A 19,251-nucleotide genomic window follows, 5' to 3' on the forward strand; every position below is an offset into this window, starting at 1 on the left:
CGCGAGATCGGGGAGAGGCTCGCACGAGCCTCTCCCCGTACCCGTCACTTCTTGAACGCGTCCTTGACGTCCTCTGCCGCGTCACGGACACCGCCCTTGGCCTGCTCGGCCTTGCCTTCGGCGACGAGCTTGTCGTCGTCGATCACCTTGCCGACGGTCTCCTTCGCCTTTCCGGCGATCTTCTCCGCAGCGGCCTTGATCTTGTCTTCTGCGCCCATGGCGTCTCCTTTCCTCAGCGACCCCGGGTTCGAGGTCGGATAATCACGCGGGGTCTCCGCGTGTTGGTCTCTTGCGGCGGTCACACCGCCTACTGCACCCTCGTGGGCGACCGGAACGCATCGCGCCACCGGCGATCCGACAGATGCACCAGGATCGGGATGCGGGCGCCCAGGAGGTGGTCCCACTCTCGGACGGCCTTCTCCGTCGCGGCGACGATCGCACCGAGGGGAGCGCCGGGCCGCACGGTGATCGCCAAGGCGACGGCATGCTTCCTTCCGACGCGGTATGCAGCCGCGCGGGCGGAGAGCACGTCGGGTCGGCGGATCAGCGGGTCCGTCAGCACCTCCTCGGCCACGTTCCGATCGACCGTCGTCCGTCCGCCTGCGCCATCGACCTCGAGCACGGCCTTCGCCCTGCCGCGTCTCCGCGTGGCGAGGAAAGCGATGAGGGCGATGACGAGGAGCACGGCCGCTGCCGCTATGAGCAGCACGACAGTGGATACCGGGCCGACGCCCGGGATCTGCCATGTCCACGTCGCAGCGGTCTCCACCGCAGCCGACATCACAGATGCCGGGCGCCGAAGCCACGGGGGCGCGTCCCCGCCGGCGAGCACCCCCGCGGCGAGGGCGAGACCGCCCACCGCCAGCAGGATCGCGCCGGTGACGAAGAGGAGCAGTCGATTCATCAGGCGATTCGTGGCGTTCATGCGATCACTCCGTGCGCATCCACGCTGACGCGAGCGACCGCGACGAATCCGATCCCCGAGAGCACGTCCTTCACAGCCGTCTCGGCTCCGAACCGATCGACGGGGACACCACTGGTGGGGGTGATCCTGACCGCGACGTCACGCCTGCCGACGGTCACGGCTACGCGTCCACGATCGACGCCCACGCGTCGGGCCACGGCCTCGGCGACCGAGTCCGCGATCACCCCGTCGTCCACGAGCAGAGCGGTGCGCTCGGTCGTTCGCGCACGACGGTGGCGACGTCCCGGCAGGACCGCGAGCGCGAGGAGCACGAGAGCGAGAAGCACGACGAGTACGCCCACCCCGAAGGGCACGGCCTGTGCCGTTGCTCCTGCGGCGAGCGCATCGAACTCTCGAGCGACCCTGTCACGGAAGCCCGCGTCGACGACCCACCACACTCCTCCCGCGAGGAGAGCGAGGCCCGGCACGACGCCGATCGATGCGACCACCGCAGCCGGGATGGTGCGGGGCGCGTGCGTCTCCCGACGGAGCACGCGCCGGTATATCGCCTGTTCGTTCGTCATCTCACCCTCTTCTCCGTGCTGCGGCGGACGCCCGAGTATCGGATGTCCACGGTGCTGACCTCACGACCGGCCAGCGTCTGCATCTTCTCGATCAGGTCCCGCCGAAGCTCTTCGCCGCTGTCGACCAGGTTCAGCCCGTGCTTCGGCGCCACCGGGACGGCGACCGAGATCCGCACGGCGCCTCGCCGGTCGGACAGCTGCACCCCGACGTCACGGGTCGACACCCGAGCGACGTCGTGCACGATGCCGACGGCGAGTCGTTGCAGCGCACGGGCCGTGATGGTCGTCGTCCCCACGACGACGTCCTCCGGCGCCGGAGCCGCCTCCTCGTCGGTCATGACGAGGAGCGCCGGCCTCGGAAGACCTCGGCGAGTGCGCGGACGTCGAGCCGGCCGTCGATGATGCGGCCGGCGACCGCTCCGAGCAGCATCGCCAACGCCACGAGCAGGAACGCCCAGAACCCCAGGGCCACCCAGGTGAGCGCCAGCACTGCGGCGGCCGCCGCGCCGATCACCGATGCATTCACTGGACTCGCGCCTCCTGCGTGCCCTCGTCCTCGTCATCGGAGGGGATGTGCACGTCGTTCACGGTCACGTTGACCTCGGCGACCTCCATGCCGACCAGCTCCACCATCGCGCGGTGGATGGCCGCGCGAACCTCGTCCGCGACCTTCTGGAGCGAGACCGGGTACTCCGCGACGATCGTCACGTCGACCGCGACCTGCGTCTCGCCGACCTCGACGCTGATCCCCTGAGAGAGATCGGTCGTGTTGAGCGCGTCACGGATCGCACCGACCATTCGGGCGGCTCCCCCGCCGAGCGCATACACGCCCGCCACTTCGCGTGCGGCGATGCCGGCGATCTTCGCCACCACCGCGTCCTCGATCGTCGTCTTGCCCGCAGCAGTCCCCGACTGCGGTGCGACGACCTGAGCCTTGGGCTGGGCGCCACCAGTCACGTTCGCCATCTTGAGCTCCTTCATCCATGTCTCCGCCTCCGTTGAGGAGTGCGGGCCGCAGGTCAGCGACACCCCTAAGACGGATGCCGACCGAGAAACGTCACAAAATGATCCGAAGAGGTCTCGGGCATCTGTCAAGGGGCTCCCCCTCCGGGCGCCGATCGCGCAAGCTTCACCGTGGGGACAGCTAGGAGAATGATGGAGCACGATCCGGACCGAAGGTTCAGCCTGGTGCAGGTCACGGCGACCGACTGGGCGATCCACGATCTGCACTACCCGACGGACGACCACCGCCGCGTCGTCTGCACGATCTTCGAAGATGCCCCGACCGAGGTCGAGGTCCTGTGGCGGCGCGACCTCCCGCTCGCGTTGCGCTACTCATCCGCGGAAGAGGTCCTGCACGCGGTGCGACGGTTCCAGGACGCCTCACGTGCGACGCGTCCGATCCAGATCCCGCATCACCCGCCGCCACGGCGATCGGATCCCGGTCGGAACCCCTTCCGCTGACACGCGACCGCCCGGTGTGCTCAGCTGCCGGTGGCGCGCTGCGCCGCGAGTGCCCAGACCTGTTCGATGGGCGTGAACCCCTCTTCACCGTCCGGACCGTGGAACCCCTCGACGAAGCGCCCGATGTCGGCCTGCCAAGAATCGTTCGCCGGGGAGGCCTCGACGATGCGCATCGTCGCCTCGAAGTCGTCGCACTCGACGAGGTGGAAGAGGTTGCGCCCCGAGCGCCAGATGGTCCAGTCGTGGATCCCCGCGACGTCGAACAGGTCGCGCAGAGAATCCGGGATCCGAGCGTGATGGGACCGATAGTCCTCGATCGCCCCCTCGGCAATCACTGAATGCAGGGCGATGCGCATGCTTCTCCTCGTGACGACGTCCACAGGACATGATGTCCGCGCGCCGAGAGCCTGTCAAGGGAAAGGTCGGATGTCTGGGTGGTCAAAGCTGGTTGACTGTGATTTCAGTGGGTTTGGGGCATGATGACCATGTGGAACCATTGAGAGGCATCGCGTTCGCTGGCTATCGGAGCTTCGCTTCAAGTGAACTGATGGTGCTCGCGCCCCTCGCAAAGATCAACCTGATCGCGGGACAGAACAACACAGGGAAGTCGAATGTGCTCCGCGCCGTGGCGAGCGCTCTAGGCGCTGACGTCGGCCCTGGAGCGTGGGATCGACCGCTTGGTGATGCCGAGCATCGACCTGTGCGGCTCGTTGCGCACGATCGAGCTTCGGTCGCTGATTGGCTTGATTCCTCGGGGCGTGTCCGAGCGTTCGATGAGAAGCTAAACGACTTCATCTCCGCGATGAAACTTGAGGTCGGCGAAGCTTCAAGTCGGTACCTGTGGCTCGGAAGCGTACCGGGCGAGGTCGTCGACGGGCTCTATCAGGAGTGGGCGCAGGCTATCGGCCGCGACCATTTCGCGTCTGAACTATCTGGCGCCTTGACTAACACCACCGGCGGCGGTCACGGCGGTGATGCCCGCAGGGTGATCAACGTGCTTGCGTCTCGGCAACCCAAGCATCCACCGGTGTTCCGGGTTGAAGGTATACGTGAAATATCGGACTCGAGCGACGATGAGCCCGACTTCAACGGCCGTAGTATTAAACGCAGGTTGCTTGAGCTCCAAGCGCCCAGTACGCAACGGCTAGCCGACAAAGAACTGTTTCAGTCCATTCAAGAATTCGTTCGTGCGGTGATGGACGACGATACCGTAACCATTGACGTACCTCACGACCTGTCGACGATTCATGTAACCCAGCAAGGTCATACCCTTCCAATCGAATACGTAGGTACCGGCGTTCATGAGGTGGTGATTTTGGCTGCCGCAGGTACGATTATCCAAGATTCTGTGGTCTGCATAGAGGAGCCGGAGGTTCACCTCCACCCAATGCTGCAACGCAAACTCCTGCGTTATTTAGCTTCTAGCACCTCGAACCAGTACTTCATAGCAACTCACTCCGCACATATGTTGGATTCTGAGTTGGGCGCGATCTTTCATATCACTCGCTCGGGTGGCACGTCCTCAATCCGCTATGCGGGATCCGCGAGCGAGCGAGCTGCGGTATGCGCAGATCTGGGGTATCGGCCGTCCGATCTCGTACAGACGAACGCGGTGTTGTGGGTGGAGGGTCCATCGGATCGCACCTATCTCAAGCACTGGATTGAGAAGATCAAACCGGGAGTTTTCGTCGAGGGACTGCACTATTCGATCATGTTCTATGGTGGATCTCTCCTAAGCGAACTTTCTCCACTAGATCGGGATGAGGTGGACGAGTTTATCTCTCTGCGCTCTCTGAACAGATACATGGCCGTCTTGATCGATTCCGATCGTCGTCGGTCAGGCGCGAAGCTGAACGCCAGCAAGCGACGGGTTATCGAGGCGCTGCGTCAAGACTCGGAGACGAGCGTCGCCTGGGTCACAGCTGGCTACACGATCGAGAACTATGTTCCTGAGAGCGTTTTGTCTGAGGCAGTCAAACGATCGCACCCGAGCGTTTCTTCCAAAAGGTTCGAGCCGCAGACGCAGTGGTCTAATCCTCTAGCCCCTGACCGAATCGGCGTTAAGCGCCCGAGTAAGACCGCTGTCGCAAGAGCTGCGGTGCAGTCATGGGGGGATGAGTGGCCTCTGAACCTCAAGAGGCAGGTCAACGCGGTGATCGCTCTCATTGAGCGTGCGAACGCCCACACATAACGGTGTCGCGACCGCCTCCGCGGTCGTAGCCGCGCAAGCACCCGAGCGGGCACTCTGCGATCTCCTCAAGCCTGGCCAGCGTCGCATTCACTTCAAGCGTGACAGCCGACGCCGTCAGCCCCTTTCGCGCATGTGCGCTCTCAACGTGCGCATGTCTGTCTGGGACGTGAAACAACGATCCGAAAACGAGGTTCGCCCACTCTCACCTGGCGCTCGATGTGGAGGCCGTCCGTGCTGGGGTCGGGCAACTGATCATCGAACGAGACGATTCTCTGCAACGTGCCGATCGGCTTCTGTCGCCGAAGTGATCCCGTCTCGCTCGGTCATCAGGGATGCAGTGTCGGCATGTCGCTCCACATGAGCATCCGCTGCCCTTGGGTAAGCGATGCCGTCGCCTGGTGCTACTCGAACGGGGGCGATTGGATACGTCGCGTCGGCACGATTGTCGAGTCCCGGGTCACCCGGCTGTAGAAACACGTGAGCCTGGCTCGTCATACCATCCGGAAGACTGCCAGGCTCCGAGGGCTACTGCCCGCCGTAATGGAAGTCTAACTTGTGCACGCTGCAACGGGGCAGCAGCCGGAACGGCGGTACCGATGTCGGTCGTCACAGCTAATCTCCTCACATGACCGTGAGATGCCCCACAGCCCGCGTTGTGATCAGCTCCGAGGCTGAAGCGATCGCAGCAGCCCGACGCGCGCACAAACCGGTACGCGCGATGCGATGCCACTACTGCGGATGGTGGCACGTCGTCGGAATCGGCTCGCCACTGGAGCGTCCGTCGAGGCCCCGTAGGCGCCGCTAAGCATCTGTCGTCGTCGCGCCGTTGACCGTCACGAGAGCTGCACAACGTCCGCAGCAGCATCCCAGATCCCGCTCCAGATACGACAAAACCCCCGGAAATCCGGGGGTTTGAATCTGTAGCAGGAGCGGGGCTTGAACCCGCGACCTCACGATTATGAGTCGTGCGCTCTCACCAACTGAGCTACCCTGCCGCACGGCATCCATCCGTGTGAGAAGAATGCTGCGAGCCCCGAGTCAGGATTGAACTGACGACCCCTTCCTTACCATGGAAGTGCTCTGCCACTGAGCTATCGGGGCGTGCTGCCCGCGCGGGGCAACCGTACGAGAATACCATCACTGTGGCGTCCCCATGAAATCGAGGCGGGTCAATACGAGGTTCGACCAGCGTTCGCCTTGAGCCACGGCATCGGATCGATGGTCGATCCGTTGACGATGAGTTCGAAGTGCAGATGAGCGCCGTACGAGCGGCCGGTGTTGCCGGTCTTACCGACGATGTCGCCGACCTTCACGGTGTCGCCCGCCTTGACCTGCAGAGACCCGTACTGCATGTGCGAATAGTGGCTGGTGATGACCTGGCCGTCGATGACGTGGTCGATGTAGACCGTGACACCGTAGGCGGCGCCCTGCTCCGTCGCGATGCGGACGGTGCCGTCGGCGATCGCCTGGATGGGCGCACCGTCGCCGGGGACGAAGTCGATGCCCTCGTGCAGACGCCCGCTGCGCATGCCGTATCCGTAGCTCATGCCGACCCCGACGAGGAACGGCCACTGGATGGCGGCGTCGGGGTCGTTCGTGAAGACCTCACCCGAGTAGTTGATGCCCTGCTCGGCGGCGACCTCGACCAGCGAAACCGTGCTGAAGTCATCCGAACGAGCGAGAGACTCGTTCTCGACTGCGCCCGGTGCGACGAACGCCTGGATCTCTGCGGCGGCGGAATCCTTCGCGTCGGAACCTGCGGACGAGACCAGCGAGGTCGCTGACATCGCAGTGCGGCCCTGCACCGCAGCCACAGCCTCCGCGGGAAGCGTCATGGACACGGCGAGGAGTCCGGCGAGACTCATCACTCCGACGGTCGCCCCGACGGTGACGAGCTTGCGGATGCTGCGTGGACGGCGCGGCCCGACGTGCGCGGACTCGGGCTCGGAGGACTCGCTCGCCTCCGCGGGCGCGGGCGCGTGCGTGGCCGATGTCCGGACGGACGCCGGAACAACAGGAACCGAGCCCGTGCGGAAGGCGCGCGATGCGCGCTCGAACTCGTCGACATCGTCTTCGGGCGCGGCCGCCGCGACGGGTTCCGCCGGTGCCGGCGACTCGACGGAAGGCGCGACCGTGTCAGGATCTGCGGCATCGACGGAGTCGGCTGCAGTGTCGACGACGACCGGTGATGCCGGGACGTCGGCGATGATCGGCGCGGGAGTCGTGGCGATGAACGGCTCGGCCGGAACCTCGGCGGCGTCCGCGCCGGCTGCCTGGCGCTGGCGAGCAGCGCGACGAGAGAGAGGAGCGACGGCGGCGAGGGCGACGGCAGTGGAGTCAGCCGTGGAGAGGGGTCCCGTCGTTCCCGCCGCAGAGGCCTCGGAGGCCGCGATGCGGAGTCGGCTGGACCGGCGCGTGGGCGCAGAGGCAGCCTCGGGATTCTCGAAGGGCAAAGCGTTTCTCTCGGGTCGTGCGTCAGCTCGGGGGCGCAAACTCAAACTCTCACCTTCGGGTGGTGAGAGTAACGATCGGGTAAAACACTACCCTGGCCACCCTGGGAAAGCCATGGATCATTCACTTTTCCGTTCCCAGGATCGCGAGCAGTCGGTCGTGCACGGCGCGTCCTGCCGCGACGAGCATGGGCCGCGGGGATTCGACGTCGGTGCGTGACACGACTCCACCGGCCTCCGACACCAGGAGCCCACCGGCGGCATGGTCCCACGGACGCAATCCGCGCTCGAAGTAGCCGTCGAGCCGCCCCGCAGCGACATACGCGAGGTCGAGAGCGGCCGCTCCCATGCGACGGACATCACGTGCCATCGGCATCACCCGCGCCACCGTGGCGAGGTCGCCTTCATGGGTTGCAGGGTCGTAGCCGAAGCCGGTACCGAGGAGCGCTCCGGCGGGCGTCTCCGCCGTGACCGAGAGCCGGGCGCCGTCTGACCACGCACCGTGACCGAGGGCTGCGGTGAACATCTCACCGAGCGCGGGCGCGTTGACCGCGGCGGCGAGAGCTTCCCAGGATTCGGGGTCGGGCTCGCCTCGGACGGCGGCGATGCTGACGTTGTAGGCCGGGATGCCGTACGCATAATTGACGGTGCCGTCGATCGGGTCGACGACCCAGGTGATCCCGCTCGTTCCGACCTCGGCCCCGGACTCCTCACCGAGAAAGCCGTCCTCCGCGCGGGCAGCGCGCAGGCGATCGCGGATGAGCGCCTCGACCTCGCGGTCCGCTTCCGTGACGATGTCCGCGAGCGTCGACTTGGTCGCCGCCAGACGCACACCCTCTTGTCGGCGTCTGCGCGCGAGGTCTCCCGCTTCGCGCGCGATCTCCGTCGCGAGTTCGCCGAGCTCTCCGGCGAGGGTCACGGCGCGGGCTGCTGCGGCGCGGGCGGTTGCGGCGCGGGCGGTTGCGGCGCGGGCGGAGGAGGCGGGAACGCAGAGGGCTCTTGCCTCGGCGCCGGGGGCTGCTCCACGGCACCAGGTGTCGGCGGCATCGTATGCACCCCGGGGGCCTGCGGCGGCGCGGGTTGTGCGTACGCCTGCTCCACCGGCTGCGGCACGACGGGGAAGCTCGCGGCCGGGGCCGCCGGAAGCGACTGCTGTGCCGTGACCGTCGGGTACCCGGTGTAGTACGCCGTCCAATCGGGCGACGAGTCGGGAAGCACCGGCAGCGGGGTGATGCCGTCGGCATAGGTCGGCCAGGACGGCGCGGATCTGACGCCCGGCGTGGCCGGTGTCTTCTTGGGCGCGAAGAGCGCGTTCAGGAGCGGGATGAGCGTGGTGCCGACGGCGACGAGGATCGTGAGGGCGACGACGATCCGCCAGTACAGGGCGCCGTACTCGAACGTGTTCGGGAAGGCGAGGAAGAACACGAGCATGCCGACGAGTCCGCCGAGGAAGGTGATCGTGACGATGTAGATGACTCGTGTGAACGTGGTGACGTAGCGCTGGGCAGCCGGTGTGAACAGTCGCACGTGGACGAGCGCGAGCTGGAGGATGCCGATGACCAGCAGCAGTTGGAAGAAGCGCTCGGCGCCGAAGTACATGCCGTCTTCGGGGAGCCAGATCTTGACGGCGCCGACGAGGAGCGCGACGATCCAGCTCACCATGCTGGCCAGCTGCAGCCAGTCGGGACGGTTCGGGGCGAGCCCGGCCTCGGCGATCGCGATCCCCGCGAAGGCCGCCAGGAGGAGGATCGTGAGGAAGGCTCGGCCGATCAGTCCGTCCTGATCCCCGATGAGCACCCAGACGACGCAGACCAGTGCAGCGGCGATCAGAGCGCCGATGGCGATCCAGAGAGAGCCTCGGATCAGCAGCGACATGTTCTTCTTCTCACCCTGCGGCTGCGGTGTGGTGATGTCCGGCTGGGACATGGCGATCCTCTCGTCGAGCGGCGATGCCTTCATCCTGCCACGCCCACCGCCGGATACCGCGGCCACCGCACGGGTTGGGGAAAGTCACCATCCGCACGGGGCGGAGCAGAAGAAGTCAGCCGGCCCTCTTGGCTGCCGAGGCGGCGAATGCCGACACCCGCGCCTGCGCGTCCGGAGTCTCCAGCGCGGCGCCGATCGATCGGGCCTCCTCGCTCAACTGCTCGGCGAAGGAGCGTTCGGGCTGGGAACGGACCAATCGCTTCGCGTGCCCGTACGCGTCGGCGGCTCCCGCCAGCCAGAAGCGGGCGATCTCCTCGCCACGCGCTCGCACCAGGGCGGCCTCGGCCACGGAATCCTCCCCCTCGACGACCTCGGCCACGAGTCCCCAGTCGAGCGCCTCCGAGGCCGACAGCAGACGATCCTGCAACACCAGCTGCAGTGCGCGCCTCTGGCCGACGGCGCGCGCGAGCTGGGCCGACACCGAGAGGTCGGGCGTCAGGCCGATGTTCGCGTACAGGCTCCCGAGCTTCGACCGCGAGCCGACGACCGCATAGTCGCTCGAGAGCAGGATGCCGAGGCCCCCGCCCGCCGTCGTGCCGTGCGCGGCGGCGACCACGGGAACCGTCGATTCCGTGAGGGAACGGATACCGGTGTTGATGACCTCGGCGAGCGCGGTGATCTCCGCGCCGGAAGCTCCCATGGTCGTGGCCATGTCGATCACATCGCCCCCCGCGCAGAAGGCGGGGCCGGACGCATCGATCAGGATCGCCTTCACGTCGGCGCGCGATGTCGCCTCGGCGGTCGCGTCCTTCCACGCATGTGCGAGGTCGGCGTTGAACGCGTTGAGGCGGGCAGGGCGGTTCAGCGAGAGCCGGGCCATCCCCTCTTCGACGGCGAACAGGATGGCATCACTCATGGCGTCTCCTTCGAGCACAGGACGTGTGGGTCCAGCGTAGCCGCGATCAGCTGCGCTCCCAGACCTGCGAGACGAAGCGCTCCATCCGGCGGTGTGTCCCGTCCAGGCGCAGGTCGGCCTGCCCCGGTGCCCTGACCTCGTTCGGTGCCAACGGGTGCGCGAGACGTACGTTCTCGTGGCAGGAGAGGTCGGCGCACATGTAGGCGCCGACCGAATCGCCGCGCCGCCCGGCCTGGCCCGAGCGGCGTGCGGAGAACAGGGAGATCTGGTTGCCGGGCTGCATCGTGTGGCAGATGTCGCACATCCCCGATCGTCCGCGCCCGGGCTCGGTGGCCCGGAGCACGATCCCGACGACCGTCTCCTCCAGCGGGATCAAGACGTAGCCGCGGCGGCTCGCATTCGGATCCGACCAGGCGAAGAAGTCGAGGTAGTCCCAATCGACGAGCAGGAAGTCATGCGGCATCTCCATGATCCGCAGCTCCTCCGCATCCGCGTTGACGAACGATGCCCGGACGTCGGCTTCGGTGAGCGGTCGCATCGCTCCAGTCTACGAACGCCTGCCAGCCAGGGCTTCACGCACGGCAAGACGCCCCTCGACCCATTCGACAGGCATCGGGTCGGTGATCCCCCCGACGAAGTGCCCGTCATCACCACGGTTGCGGAAGGCGAACAGCAACCATCGCCCATCGTCGCGGCGGCGCAGGAGCCTGCCCACGTAGAGGTCGTCACCGGTCAAGGGTTCGGCGCGAGAGATGTCGAAGGGTCCGAGCACACTGTCCGCGGCCACCGCCCATGTGCCGCCCGCAGCCGGCCTCCGCGACGGCATCGAGTGCTCCGCCAGGCAGGAGAACAGGAGAACGGGGCGACCGTCGACGACCTCGACCTGAACGACCTCCAACTGCCCGAACCCGTCGTCGGAGGGCACGCTCAACGGCTCACGCAACTCCCACTCGCGAAGATCGGCCGACCACGCGTGGCCGATCACTCCCCTGCCCTCGACGGGTCCATGAGGTGCACGAGCCGTGACGTACATGTGCCACCCGTCGCCCTCGGGGTCGGGGAAGACCCACGGGTCGCGGAAGGCCTCGTCGTGCCACGCGCCACTGTCGACCGTCTCATACCAGGGGGCCTGCGCGTTCAGCACCGGATGCGGTGCCTTGTGCCACTCGACGAGGTCTGACGAGGTGGCATACCCGATCGACTGGATGTTCTTGCCTCCGCCGCTCAGGCTCGCACCGGTGTAGAAGAGGAACCACGTCCCGTCCGGGTGCCGCACCGTCGAGCCCGTCCAGGTGGCGAGGTCGTCGAACGCAGGAGCGTCACCGCGCACGAGCGCATCCGGTCCCCGTGTCCACTCGACGAGGTCGAGCGAGGTCGCGTGACCGATCGAGGCGCGGTAGTGGCGCTGTTCCGGGTCGTGCAGCGCGCGCGAGGCGTAGAGGAAGAAGAGGTGGTACTGCTCGCCGTCGTCGGCGAACCAGAAGTCCCATACCCACGAGTCGGGAAGGTCGAACACGGTGTTTCCTTTCACCCTTTCACTCCGCTCGCGGCGATCGAGCTGACGAAGGCGCGCTGGAAGATCAGGAAGACGATGAGCACGGGGATCGTGATCATCGACGTGTACGCCATGACCTCACCCCAGGCGGTGTTGAGTTGGAAGAAGTACTGCATGCCGACCATGACGGGCCGGAGGTTCTCTCGCTGCACGACCATGAGCGGCCACAGGTACTGGTTCCATGCAGGCAGGAAGGTCAGGATCGCGACCGTCGCGAACGCCGGGCCCGACAGCGGCACGATGATGCGGCGGTAGATCCTGAACCAGCTCGCCCCGTCGATCCGGGCAGCCTCGTCGAGCGACTTCGGGATCGTGGAGAAGTACTGCGTGAACAGGAAGATGGAGAACGCGTTCGCGATGAACGGCACGATCTGCACCTCGTAGGTGTTCAACCAGCCGAAGTCGTACTTGAGCACGCCGCCTTCGAAGACGAGGGTGGGCAGCTGGGCGACCCAGTAGACCATCGGCACCGCGATGGTCTCGAACGGCACGATGAGGGTCGCGATGATGACGGCGAGCACGACGAGCCGGCCGCGCCATGCGAGCCGCGAAAGGGCGAAACCGGCCATCGAGTTGACGATGAGCCCGAGCCCGACGGTCAGCACCGTCACGAGCACCGAGTTGAACATGAACTGCGCGACCGGCACCCGGTCGAAGACCCCGAAGTAGTTGTCGAGGCTGATGTCACCGACGGGGAGGAAGGCGAGCGGAGAGTCGAGGTCCTGCAGAATCTGCGCGTCGGGCTTGAGGCTCGACACGAACATGAACACGAGCGGGAACAGGAAGATCACAGCGAGCACCGACATGGCGATATAGGTCGCCGCCGTGCCCCATCGGCGGCCCGCAGCAGCCGTGCGCGGGGCGCGGGCGGAGCGCGACGCCGGCCGCCCCGTCTCGGTGTGGTTGTCTACGGTGGCGGTCATCAGTCCTTCTCCCGGGTGATGCGACGCTGGATGAGCGCGATGATGAGCACGGCCACGAAGAAGATGAGCGAGATCGCGGCCGCGTAGCCGATCTCCTGCTGACCGAAGCCCTTGCGCACCGCGTGGTAGACGACCGTCGAGGTGGCGCCCTGCGGACCGCCCTGGGTCATGACGTCGATCTGGACGAACAACCCGAGGGCGGCGATCGTGATGGTGACGAGCACGAACACCATCGTCGGGCGCAGCCCCGGCCACGTGACGTTGGTGAACTGGCGCCACGGGCTGGCGCCATCCATGCGCGCCGCCTCGTAGAGCTCTTCGGGGATCGTCTGCAGCCCCGACAGCCAGATGATCATGTGGAACCCGACGGCCTGCCAGATCGACATGACGATGATCGCGCCGAGCGCCGTCGAGGGGTCGTTGAGCCAATCGTTCCCGCTCCACAACCCGAACGTCACGGCGTCGATCATCGAGTTGATGAGCCCGTCATCCTGATAGAGGAACTTCCACAGGATGGAGACGACGACGATCGAGGTCACGACGGGGATGAAGAACACGACGCGGAAGAACGTCGTGCCGCGGAGCTTTCGATTCACGAGCACCGCGAGCGCGAGGCCGAGGCCGGCCTGCACGGGCACGACGATGAGCGCGAAGATCGCCGTGTTGCCGATCGACTGCACGAAGAGCGGGTCAGCGGTGAAGGCGCGAATGAAGTTGTCTACCCCGACGAAGCGAGGCGGGTTCGGCGAGATGAGCCTCGCATTCGTGAAGGAGAGAGTGAACGCGAGGACCACCGGGACGATGAGGAACAGTGTGAGCAGGAGGGCGGCCGGTGCGACCATGCCCAGACCTGCCCACGTCTCGCGTCCACGGCTGGAGCGGAAGGAGCGGAGGGAGCGCCGAGGAGTCTCGGCCCCCGCCGTCGGAGGTGTGACGGTCATCGATGCGTCTTTCAGGAGCGGGTGGAGCAGCGCGGCGGGGTGGGCACGCGGTCGCCCGCGCCCCCACCTCCGCCGTCACCGTCTACTGGAATCCGTACCCGTCGTTGGACGCGATGTTGGCATCGATGTCCGCGACGGCCTGGTCGAGGGTCGCCGTGACGTCGGCGCCGCTCATGATGTTCTTCGCCGCCGTCTCGAACGTGGTCGAGATCACGGCGTAGGCGGGAGTCTCCGGCCGCAGCACGGCGTACTTCTGCGACAGCTCCACGAACGGGCGCAGCACACCGTCATCGCCGAAGTACTCCGACGCCTGCGCAGCGGCTTCCGTCGCCGGGATGACGATCTGGTTGTCGGCGAACTCGGTGATGTACTCGTCGTTGAAGCTGAACTCGAGGTACTGCCGGGCGCCATCGGCGTCGTTGCAGCCCGAAGAGATCGCCCACTGCCACGACCCGCCACCGATCTTCGGGCCGTTGCCGAAGTCGGGCGGCGGCAGGATCAGGAGATCATCGCCGATCGCTTCGACGGATGCCAGCGCGTTCCACACGCCGGTGTAGCTGAGCGCCACCTCATCGTCGACGAACTCCTGGTTGCCGATCGTGCCCGCGTTGCTCGCGTAGCCCTCGGCGAAGAGGTTCTGGAACCAGGTGCCCCACTCCACGGCGGCGTCGCCGTTCAGCGCGCCGTCCGCGGTGAGCATCGTGTCGCGGTCGATCAGATCGCCGCCGAAGCTCTGCAGCAGCGGGGAGTATGCGTACGGCCACCACTCGCCGGTGTCTTCCGCACCGATGTCGATGGGGGTGTCGTAGCCGGCGTCCTGCAGCGTCGACAGCGCGGCATCGAACTCGGAGGCCGTCCACGGCTGGTCCGTCGAGGGGATGCGGATGCCGTTGGCATCGAGCACCGACTTGCGCGCGAAGATCGACAGCGCCGCATCCCAGTAGCCGGCCGAGTAAATCTCGCCGTCCCACACGCCCACCGCCGTCGGGAGGAGCTTGTCGGTGATCTCGGTCGAGATCTCCAACGGCTGGAGGTACTCCGCCCACGCCCAGTTGGGCATGATCGGCCCATCGAGGTCAAGCAGGCAGGGAAGGTCCCCCGAGGCCGCCGCAGCGACGATCGCGTCGTTGTAGGCACCTTGCGGGAAGGACTCGTGCACGACTTCGTACTCGTCCTGTGAGGCGTTGAAATCGGTGATGATCTTCTCGTAGACGGCGAGCTCCGCGGCGTTCCCCGCCGAGTGCGTCCACATCGTGAGCTGCGTTCGACCGTCTTCTCCGGTCGTGTTGCCTTGACCTGCTTGTCCACATCCTGTGAGGGCGAGGGCTGTCACCAACCCGGCCGCCACGAAGATCGGCGACGTTCTGCGCGTCATTGTGGTTTCCTATTCTTGGTGCCTGACGCCCACGTCGGGCACCTGATCGGGAGCCGCCGAGCGCGGCCCTTCGGTTGTGTGTGAAGCCCGTCGTCGGTTCTGTTTGGCGACATGCGCCGGCGGCGGGCCCACGGAATCCCGTCGGATGACGGGACAGTCCATTCGGTGCGAGGCGTCCTCATCCCCCTCCGCGCGGACGCCGAGCGCGACCTCCATCGCCCAGCGACCCATCTCGTAGTGGGGCAAAGCGATGGTGGTGAGAGGTGGATCCATTTCTGCGGCGACCAACTGCTGATCGTCGTAGCCGACGACCGAGAGGTCGCGCGGGATTTCGAGGCCGCGATGGTGTGCCGCGGCGTAGACGCCGATCGCCATCCGGTCGTTGAAGCAGAAGATGCCGGTCGGACGCTGGTCCTCGGGCAGATCGAGCAACCGCTCGGTTGCCGCACGCCCGCCCTGCGCAGACGTCTCCCCCGTCACATGGAGCGCGGGATCGGCCTCGATGCCTGCCTCGGCCAGCGCTTCGAGGTAGCCCTCGTGACGCAGTCGCGAGGCGATGGGCTCGGGGTCGTCGGTGTCGAGGTACGCGATGCGGCGGTGTCCGGCGGCGAGCAGCTCTCGCACCGCAGCGGCACCGCCCACGCGGTCATCGGGCACGACGCTGCGGAAGCCGCCACCCTCGGGGTAGCAGTCGAGCAGCACCGAGCCCCGAGGGAGCCCGGCGGGTACGTCGACCGCGCGGTGCCACATGCAGGCGTAGATCATCCCGTCGACCTGCTGTGCCGCCAAGGCGCGGAGGGCATCCGCTTCGATGTCTGCGTCGCCGCCGGTGTCGATGAAGAGCAGGAGGTGATCGTGCTCGCGCGCGGCGTCCTGTGCGCCGGCGAGCATGCGGCCTGCGAACGGGGTCGTCGCGATCTGGTCGGACAGGAGTCCCACGATGCGGGTGCGTTGCGTGCGGAGCCCCCGGGCAACGGCGCTGGGGGCGTAGCCGACGGCCTCCGCAGCCGCACGGACACGGATGCGGGTCTGCTCGGAGATGCGCGACTCGGCATCGTTCAGCACGAGTGACACGGTCGTGACCGACACGCCTGCTGCAGCGGCGACATCAGAGATCCGCGCTCTGCCCATCGCGTTCACCTCACTCCGTCGTGTGGCGACCAGATCACCTCGGGCCGCTGTTAAATCGATTTATCAGATGCTAAACCAGGCGTGCGTTCGAGGTCAAGCCCTCTCAGGGCGAAGGCGCCACCGGGGCGGGGATCGCGTGACGGTCTCGGATCAGGAACCCGAAGCCGAACGCGATGAAGAACATCAGCACTCCGTACACCGCGGCGGGGAGGCTCAGCTCCACCGATCCGAGCACCGACTGAGCGATCACGATCGCCAGCGTGGCGTTGTGGATGCCGATCTCGAACGACGTCGCGATCGCCTGGCGCTTCCCGACGCGGAGCATCCGCGGGACGAAGAAGCCGACCGTGAGGCTGATCAGGCAGAACAGCACGGTGATCAGGGCGAGCTGGGTGAAGTTCGAGACGAGGAGGGTCCAGTTCGATGCCACGGCGCCCGCGATCACGACGACCAGGATCACGACGGAGGCGATGCGCACCGGCTTATCCATGCCGGCGGCGAACTTCGGCCAGAAGCGTCGCACGATCATGCCGAGAGCCACGGGCAAGAGCACGATCGCGAACACTTCGAGCGCCTTCGACCACTGCAGCCCCAGTCGGTCGTCGAACGGCTGGAAGTACGCGATCGCGAAGTTCGTGATGATCGGGAGGGTGATCACGGCGATCACGGAGTTCACGGCGGTCAGCGAGATGTTCAGGGCGATGTCACCGCGGAACAGATTACTGTAGAGGTTCGCCGTGGTCCCGCCCGGCGACGCCGCCAGCATCATCATGCCGACAGCGAGGATCGGTGGCAGCTGGAACGCGAGGACGAGGCCGAAGCAGATGGCCGGCAACAGCACGAGCTGACACAGCAGGGCGATGATCACCGCCTTCGGCTGCTTCAGCACCCGCGCGAAGTCGGCGAGGGTGAGGCTGAGCCCGAGCCCCAGCATGATGATGCCGAGGGCGACGGGCAGTCCGATGGTGGTCAACGCTGATCCCATGGAACTCAGTGTGGCCGAGAAGGGGCTCCGGTGTCACGCGTATCCGTGAGGATCCCCTTCTCGGCCCGGACGGTCAGGAGCAGACCGTGGAGAGCTCGGTGATGCTGTCGGTGAGCGCCTGCACGTGCTCGCTCATCTTCGAGACGTCCACGTTCGCCGGGTCGGAGCTCGCCTGGTCGAGGAAGTCGACGTACCCCTTCAGGGCGGCTGCGGAATCATCGGCGGAGGGCTTGACCTCGTCGTTCGACACCTGCTTCGCCGCGTCGTCGATCTTGCCCTGAGCCTCCTTGAAGGCGGCCAGTGCAGCGTTCGGGTCCGACGTGTCGACCGACGAAAGCGACTGCAGGTCCGAGAGGCTCGTGACCATGATGTCGCAGGCCTCTTCCTTGGTCTGCGTCGCGGCCGGCTTGTCCGCCGACTCCGGCTTCGAGTCACTGCCCGAGTCGGAGGCGCCGGCGGCACAGCCGGTGAACAGGAGCGCGAGCAGCGCGATGGAAGCGGCGGTGACGGAGCGAGATGCGTTCATTGTGTATGTATCCTCTTGGCTGTGTACCGGGACCCCGGCTTGTCTCAAGCACACCACGTTACTGGTGCCGCGCCGAGGCACCCGGCATTGGCAGCAGTGTCTGTTCGTGAGGAGTTCAGTGGCGCTTCACCCCTCGACCGAGAGAGGGGCTCCGCGGGCGTGAAATGCGAAATGCCTCCGGGTCCGGAGGCATTTCTGTTCGCGATCGATCGCGCGGAGGTGGTGGTGGCGAGTGAGGGATTCGAACCCCCGAATGCAGAGCAGTCTGATTTACAGTCAGATCCCTTTGGCCGCTTGGGTAACTCGCCAGAGCGCACCCGTCCGACTTGAACAGCCAACCGGGGGCACGAGAGACAAGCATACCCGCCCGAGGCGGGTGCAAGAAATCGAACGGTCAGCTACCGTTCACACCGCGTCCGGCATCCGCGAGCGACTCGGGCGTCCGCAGCAGACCACCCTCGGCGCGACAGGTCGCGGCAGCGACATCCATGGCTCGCCGCAGCAACGAACCCCACTCCCCCACGTCTGACGGAGACGCCGCGACCAGGCCGTCCGACACCGCGGCGAGAGTCGCGTCTCCCGCACCGACGGTGTCGATCACGGCACCGGGAAGCTGCGCGATCGGCGCGGAGACGATTCCGGCATCCGCATCGATCGTCGCGCCGTCGGCACCCGCGGTCGCAAGGACAGCCGCAGCGCCGAGCCCCCGCAAACGCGCGCGCAACGCGTCGAGGTCACCGTCGTAGAGGATCGCCGCGTCATCTGCTCCGACCTTGACGATGGCCGCCGAAGCAGCGAGGCGCTCGAACCCGCGGACGAACTCCTCCCGGTCGCTGAGCATGCCCGTTCGCGGGTTGGGATCGACCGCCACGCGTGCGTCACCCAGGGCGTCGACGAGCGCATCGACCTCGGTCGGCACATCGAAAGGGAAACAGCTGATCGCGACGAGACCGGCGTCGGCAATCGCCTGACGTGCCTCGTCGGAGTAGCGGACACTGCGCTTCTGCGCGGCCTCATTGAAGACGTACTGCGGCTCGCCGTTCGCCGCCCGTTGCACGATCGCCCGGGACGAGCCGAGCGGAGCCTCACTCGCGATCAGACGCACCCCGTGGTCGGACAAGTACTCACGGATGTGCCCACCGGCCTCGTCGTCGCCCACCATCGCGATCAGCGTCGTCGGCACGCCGAGACGTCGGAGACCGACAGCGACATTGAGTGCCGCACCGCCGACGAGCTCTCGTACCCCGGCGTCGTCCCGGATCTCGTCGATCAAAGCGTCGCCGACCACGACCACGGAAACGGCAGAAGTAGTGTCGTTGCTCACCCGCCGACACTATCGCGCCGCGGGTCGCACGGGGAACGCCGTCAACTCTGAAGGAG

Annotated in this window: 22 protein-coding genes and 3 tRNA genes; 2 read left to right on the forward strand and 23 right to left on the reverse strand. The window is 66.4% G+C overall.

The window, feature by feature from the left end; genetic code table 11:
* Positions 1-44 precede the first annotated feature (44 nt).
* The 6 genes from KV397_RS12865 to KV397_RS12890 all read right to left on the reverse strand — a co-directional run bounded on the left by KV397_RS12865 (position 45) and on the right by KV397_RS12890 (position 2,454).
* Positions 45-218 (reverse strand): CsbD family protein, encoded by a 174-nt coding sequence (locus KV397_RS12865; RefSeq protein WP_047520821.1) that lies wholly within the window; start codon positions 216-218, stop codon positions 45-47.
* Positions 219-307: 89 nt separating this feature from the next.
* Entirely contained in the window at positions 308-925 is a 618-nt protein-coding gene (locus tag KV397_RS12870; RefSeq protein ID WP_261811427.1) for a hypothetical protein, read from the reverse strand.
* Positions 922-1,488 (reverse strand): hypothetical protein, encoded by a 567-nt coding sequence (locus KV397_RS12875; RefSeq protein WP_261811428.1) that lies wholly within the window; start codon positions 1,486-1,488, stop codon positions 922-924. The genes KV397_RS12870 and KV397_RS12875 overlap by 4 nt, the downstream gene beginning before the upstream one ends.
* A complete protein-coding gene (locus KV397_RS12880; RefSeq protein WP_261811429.1) occupies positions 1,485-1,826 on the reverse strand; it encodes a hypothetical protein in 342 nt (113 codons plus the stop codon). Before KV397_RS12880 ends, KV397_RS12875 begins: the two co-directional genes overlap by 4 nt.
* Positions 1,823-2,014 carry a DUF2273 domain-containing protein gene (locus KV397_RS12885; RefSeq protein WP_047520813.1) on the reverse strand — a complete coding sequence of 64 codons (192 nt, stop codon included), beginning with the start codon at positions 2,012-2,014 and terminating at the stop codon, positions 1,823-1,825. Before KV397_RS12885 ends, KV397_RS12880 begins: the two co-directional genes overlap by 4 nt.
* A complete protein-coding gene (locus KV397_RS12890) occupies positions 2,011-2,454 on the reverse strand; it encodes an Asp23/Gls24 family envelope stress response protein (protein ID WP_047520882.1) in 444 nt (147 codons plus the stop codon). Before KV397_RS12890 ends, KV397_RS12885 begins: the two co-directional genes overlap by 4 nt.
* 186 nt (positions 2,455-2,640) lie before the next feature.
* Here KV397_RS12890 and KV397_RS12895 point away from each other — a divergent pair, with 186 nt between their 5' ends.
* Positions 2,641-2,952 (forward strand): hypothetical protein, encoded by a 312-nt coding sequence (locus KV397_RS12895; RefSeq protein ID WP_227992007.1) that lies wholly within the window; start codon positions 2,641-2,643, stop codon positions 2,950-2,952.
* Positions 2,953-2,972: 20 nt separating this feature from the next.
* Here KV397_RS12895 and KV397_RS12900 read toward each other — a convergent pair whose 3' ends face one another.
* On the reverse strand, positions 2,973-3,308 hold the full coding sequence (locus tag KV397_RS12900) for an L-rhamnose mutarotase (protein ID WP_131491807.1): 336 nt from the start codon (positions 3,306-3,308) through the stop codon (positions 2,973-2,975).
* Between the two features lie 191 nt (positions 3,309-3,499).
* Between KV397_RS12900 and KV397_RS12905 the strand changes: the two genes are divergently transcribed.
* Positions 3,500-5,143 (forward strand): AAA family ATPase, encoded by a 1,644-nt coding sequence (locus tag KV397_RS12905; protein WP_165875412.1) that lies wholly within the window; start codon positions 3,500-3,502, stop codon positions 5,141-5,143.
* A gap of 921 nt (positions 5,144-6,064) precedes the next feature.
* Here the strand turns inward: KV397_RS12905 and KV397_RS12910 are convergent.
* From KV397_RS12910 to KV397_RS12985, 16 genes are all read right to left on the reverse strand, one after another.
* Positions 6,065-6,138, reverse strand: a tRNA-Met gene (locus tag KV397_RS12910).
* Between the two features lie 34 nt (positions 6,139-6,172).
* Positions 6,173-6,244: transfer RNA gene (locus KV397_RS12915), tRNA-Thr, on the reverse strand.
* Between the two features lie 68 nt (positions 6,245-6,312).
* On the reverse strand, positions 6,313-7,596 hold the full coding sequence (locus tag KV397_RS12920) for a M23 family metallopeptidase (protein WP_261811430.1): 1,284 nt from the start codon (positions 7,594-7,596) through the stop codon (positions 6,313-6,315).
* A gap of 121 nt (positions 7,597-7,717) precedes the next feature.
* Positions 7,718-8,512: an inositol monophosphatase family protein gene (locus KV397_RS12925; protein WP_261811431.1), complete on the reverse strand. Its 795-nt coding sequence runs from the start codon at positions 8,510-8,512 to the stop codon at positions 7,718-7,720.
* On the reverse strand, positions 8,509-9,519 hold the full coding sequence (locus KV397_RS12930; protein WP_261811432.1) for a hypothetical protein: 1,011 nt from the start codon (positions 9,517-9,519) through the stop codon (positions 8,509-8,511). Before KV397_RS12930 ends, KV397_RS12925 begins: the two co-directional genes overlap by 4 nt.
* A gap of 115 nt (positions 9,520-9,634) precedes the next feature.
* Positions 9,635-10,435 (reverse strand): enoyl-CoA hydratase/isomerase family protein, encoded by an 801-nt coding sequence (locus tag KV397_RS12935; RefSeq protein ID WP_261811433.1) that lies wholly within the window; start codon positions 10,433-10,435, stop codon positions 9,635-9,637.
* Positions 10,436-10,481: 46 nt separating this feature from the next.
* Positions 10,482-10,973 carry an FBP domain-containing protein gene (locus tag KV397_RS12940; protein ID WP_047520802.1) on the reverse strand — a complete coding sequence of 164 codons (492 nt, stop codon included), beginning with the start codon at positions 10,971-10,973 and terminating at the stop codon, positions 10,482-10,484.
* Positions 10,974-10,982: 9 nt separating this feature from the next.
* A complete protein-coding gene (locus tag KV397_RS12945) occupies positions 10,983-11,951 on the reverse strand; it encodes a glycoside hydrolase family protein (RefSeq protein WP_261812676.1) in 969 nt (322 codons plus the stop codon).
* 11 nt (positions 11,952-11,962) lie between these two features.
* On the reverse strand, positions 11,963-12,913 hold the full coding sequence (locus tag KV397_RS12950) for a carbohydrate ABC transporter permease (RefSeq protein ID WP_134353075.1): 951 nt from the start codon (positions 12,911-12,913) through the stop codon (positions 11,963-11,965).
* Positions 12,913-13,854 carry a carbohydrate ABC transporter permease gene (locus KV397_RS12955; RefSeq protein WP_131491799.1) on the reverse strand — a complete coding sequence of 314 codons (942 nt, stop codon included), beginning with the start codon at positions 13,852-13,854 and terminating at the stop codon, positions 12,913-12,915. The genes KV397_RS12950 and KV397_RS12955 overlap by 1 nt, the downstream gene beginning before the upstream one ends.
* 82 nt (positions 13,855-13,936) lie before the next feature.
* The gene (locus tag KV397_RS12960) at positions 13,937-15,229 is read right to left on the reverse strand and encodes a sugar ABC transporter substrate-binding protein (RefSeq protein ID WP_047520795.1); all 1,293 of its coding nucleotides are present in this window, start codon (positions 15,227-15,229) and stop codon (positions 13,937-13,939) included.
* A 9-nt stretch (positions 15,230-15,238) separates the two neighbouring features.
* On the reverse strand, positions 15,239-16,360 hold the full coding sequence (locus KV397_RS12965) for a LacI family DNA-binding transcriptional regulator (RefSeq protein WP_261811434.1): 1,122 nt from the start codon (positions 16,358-16,360) through the stop codon (positions 15,239-15,241).
* 103 nt (positions 16,361-16,463) lie between these two features.
* On the reverse strand, positions 16,464-17,345 hold the full coding sequence (locus KV397_RS12970; protein WP_261811435.1) for a bile acid:sodium symporter family protein: 882 nt from the start codon (positions 17,343-17,345) through the stop codon (positions 16,464-16,466).
* 73 nt (positions 17,346-17,418) lie between these two features.
* Complete coding sequence (locus tag KV397_RS12975; protein WP_047520791.1) at positions 17,419-17,871, reverse strand: hypothetical protein; 453 nt, start codon at positions 17,869-17,871, stop codon at positions 17,419-17,421.
* Between the two features lie 223 nt (positions 17,872-18,094).
* Positions 18,095-18,179 (reverse strand) — tRNA-Tyr (locus KV397_RS12980).
* 86 nt (positions 18,180-18,265) lie between these two features.
* Positions 18,266-19,195, reverse strand: a complete 930-nt coding sequence (locus KV397_RS12985) for a PfkB family carbohydrate kinase (protein WP_261811436.1) — start codon at positions 19,193-19,195, stop codon at positions 18,266-18,268.
* Positions 19,196-19,251: the final 56 nt, after the last annotated feature.

Origin of the sequence: Microbacterium aurugineum (assembly GCF_023101205.1) — a bacterium.
GTDB classification, from domain to species: Bacteria; Actinomycetota; Actinomycetes; order Actinomycetales; family Microbacteriaceae; genus Microbacterium; species Microbacterium aurugineum.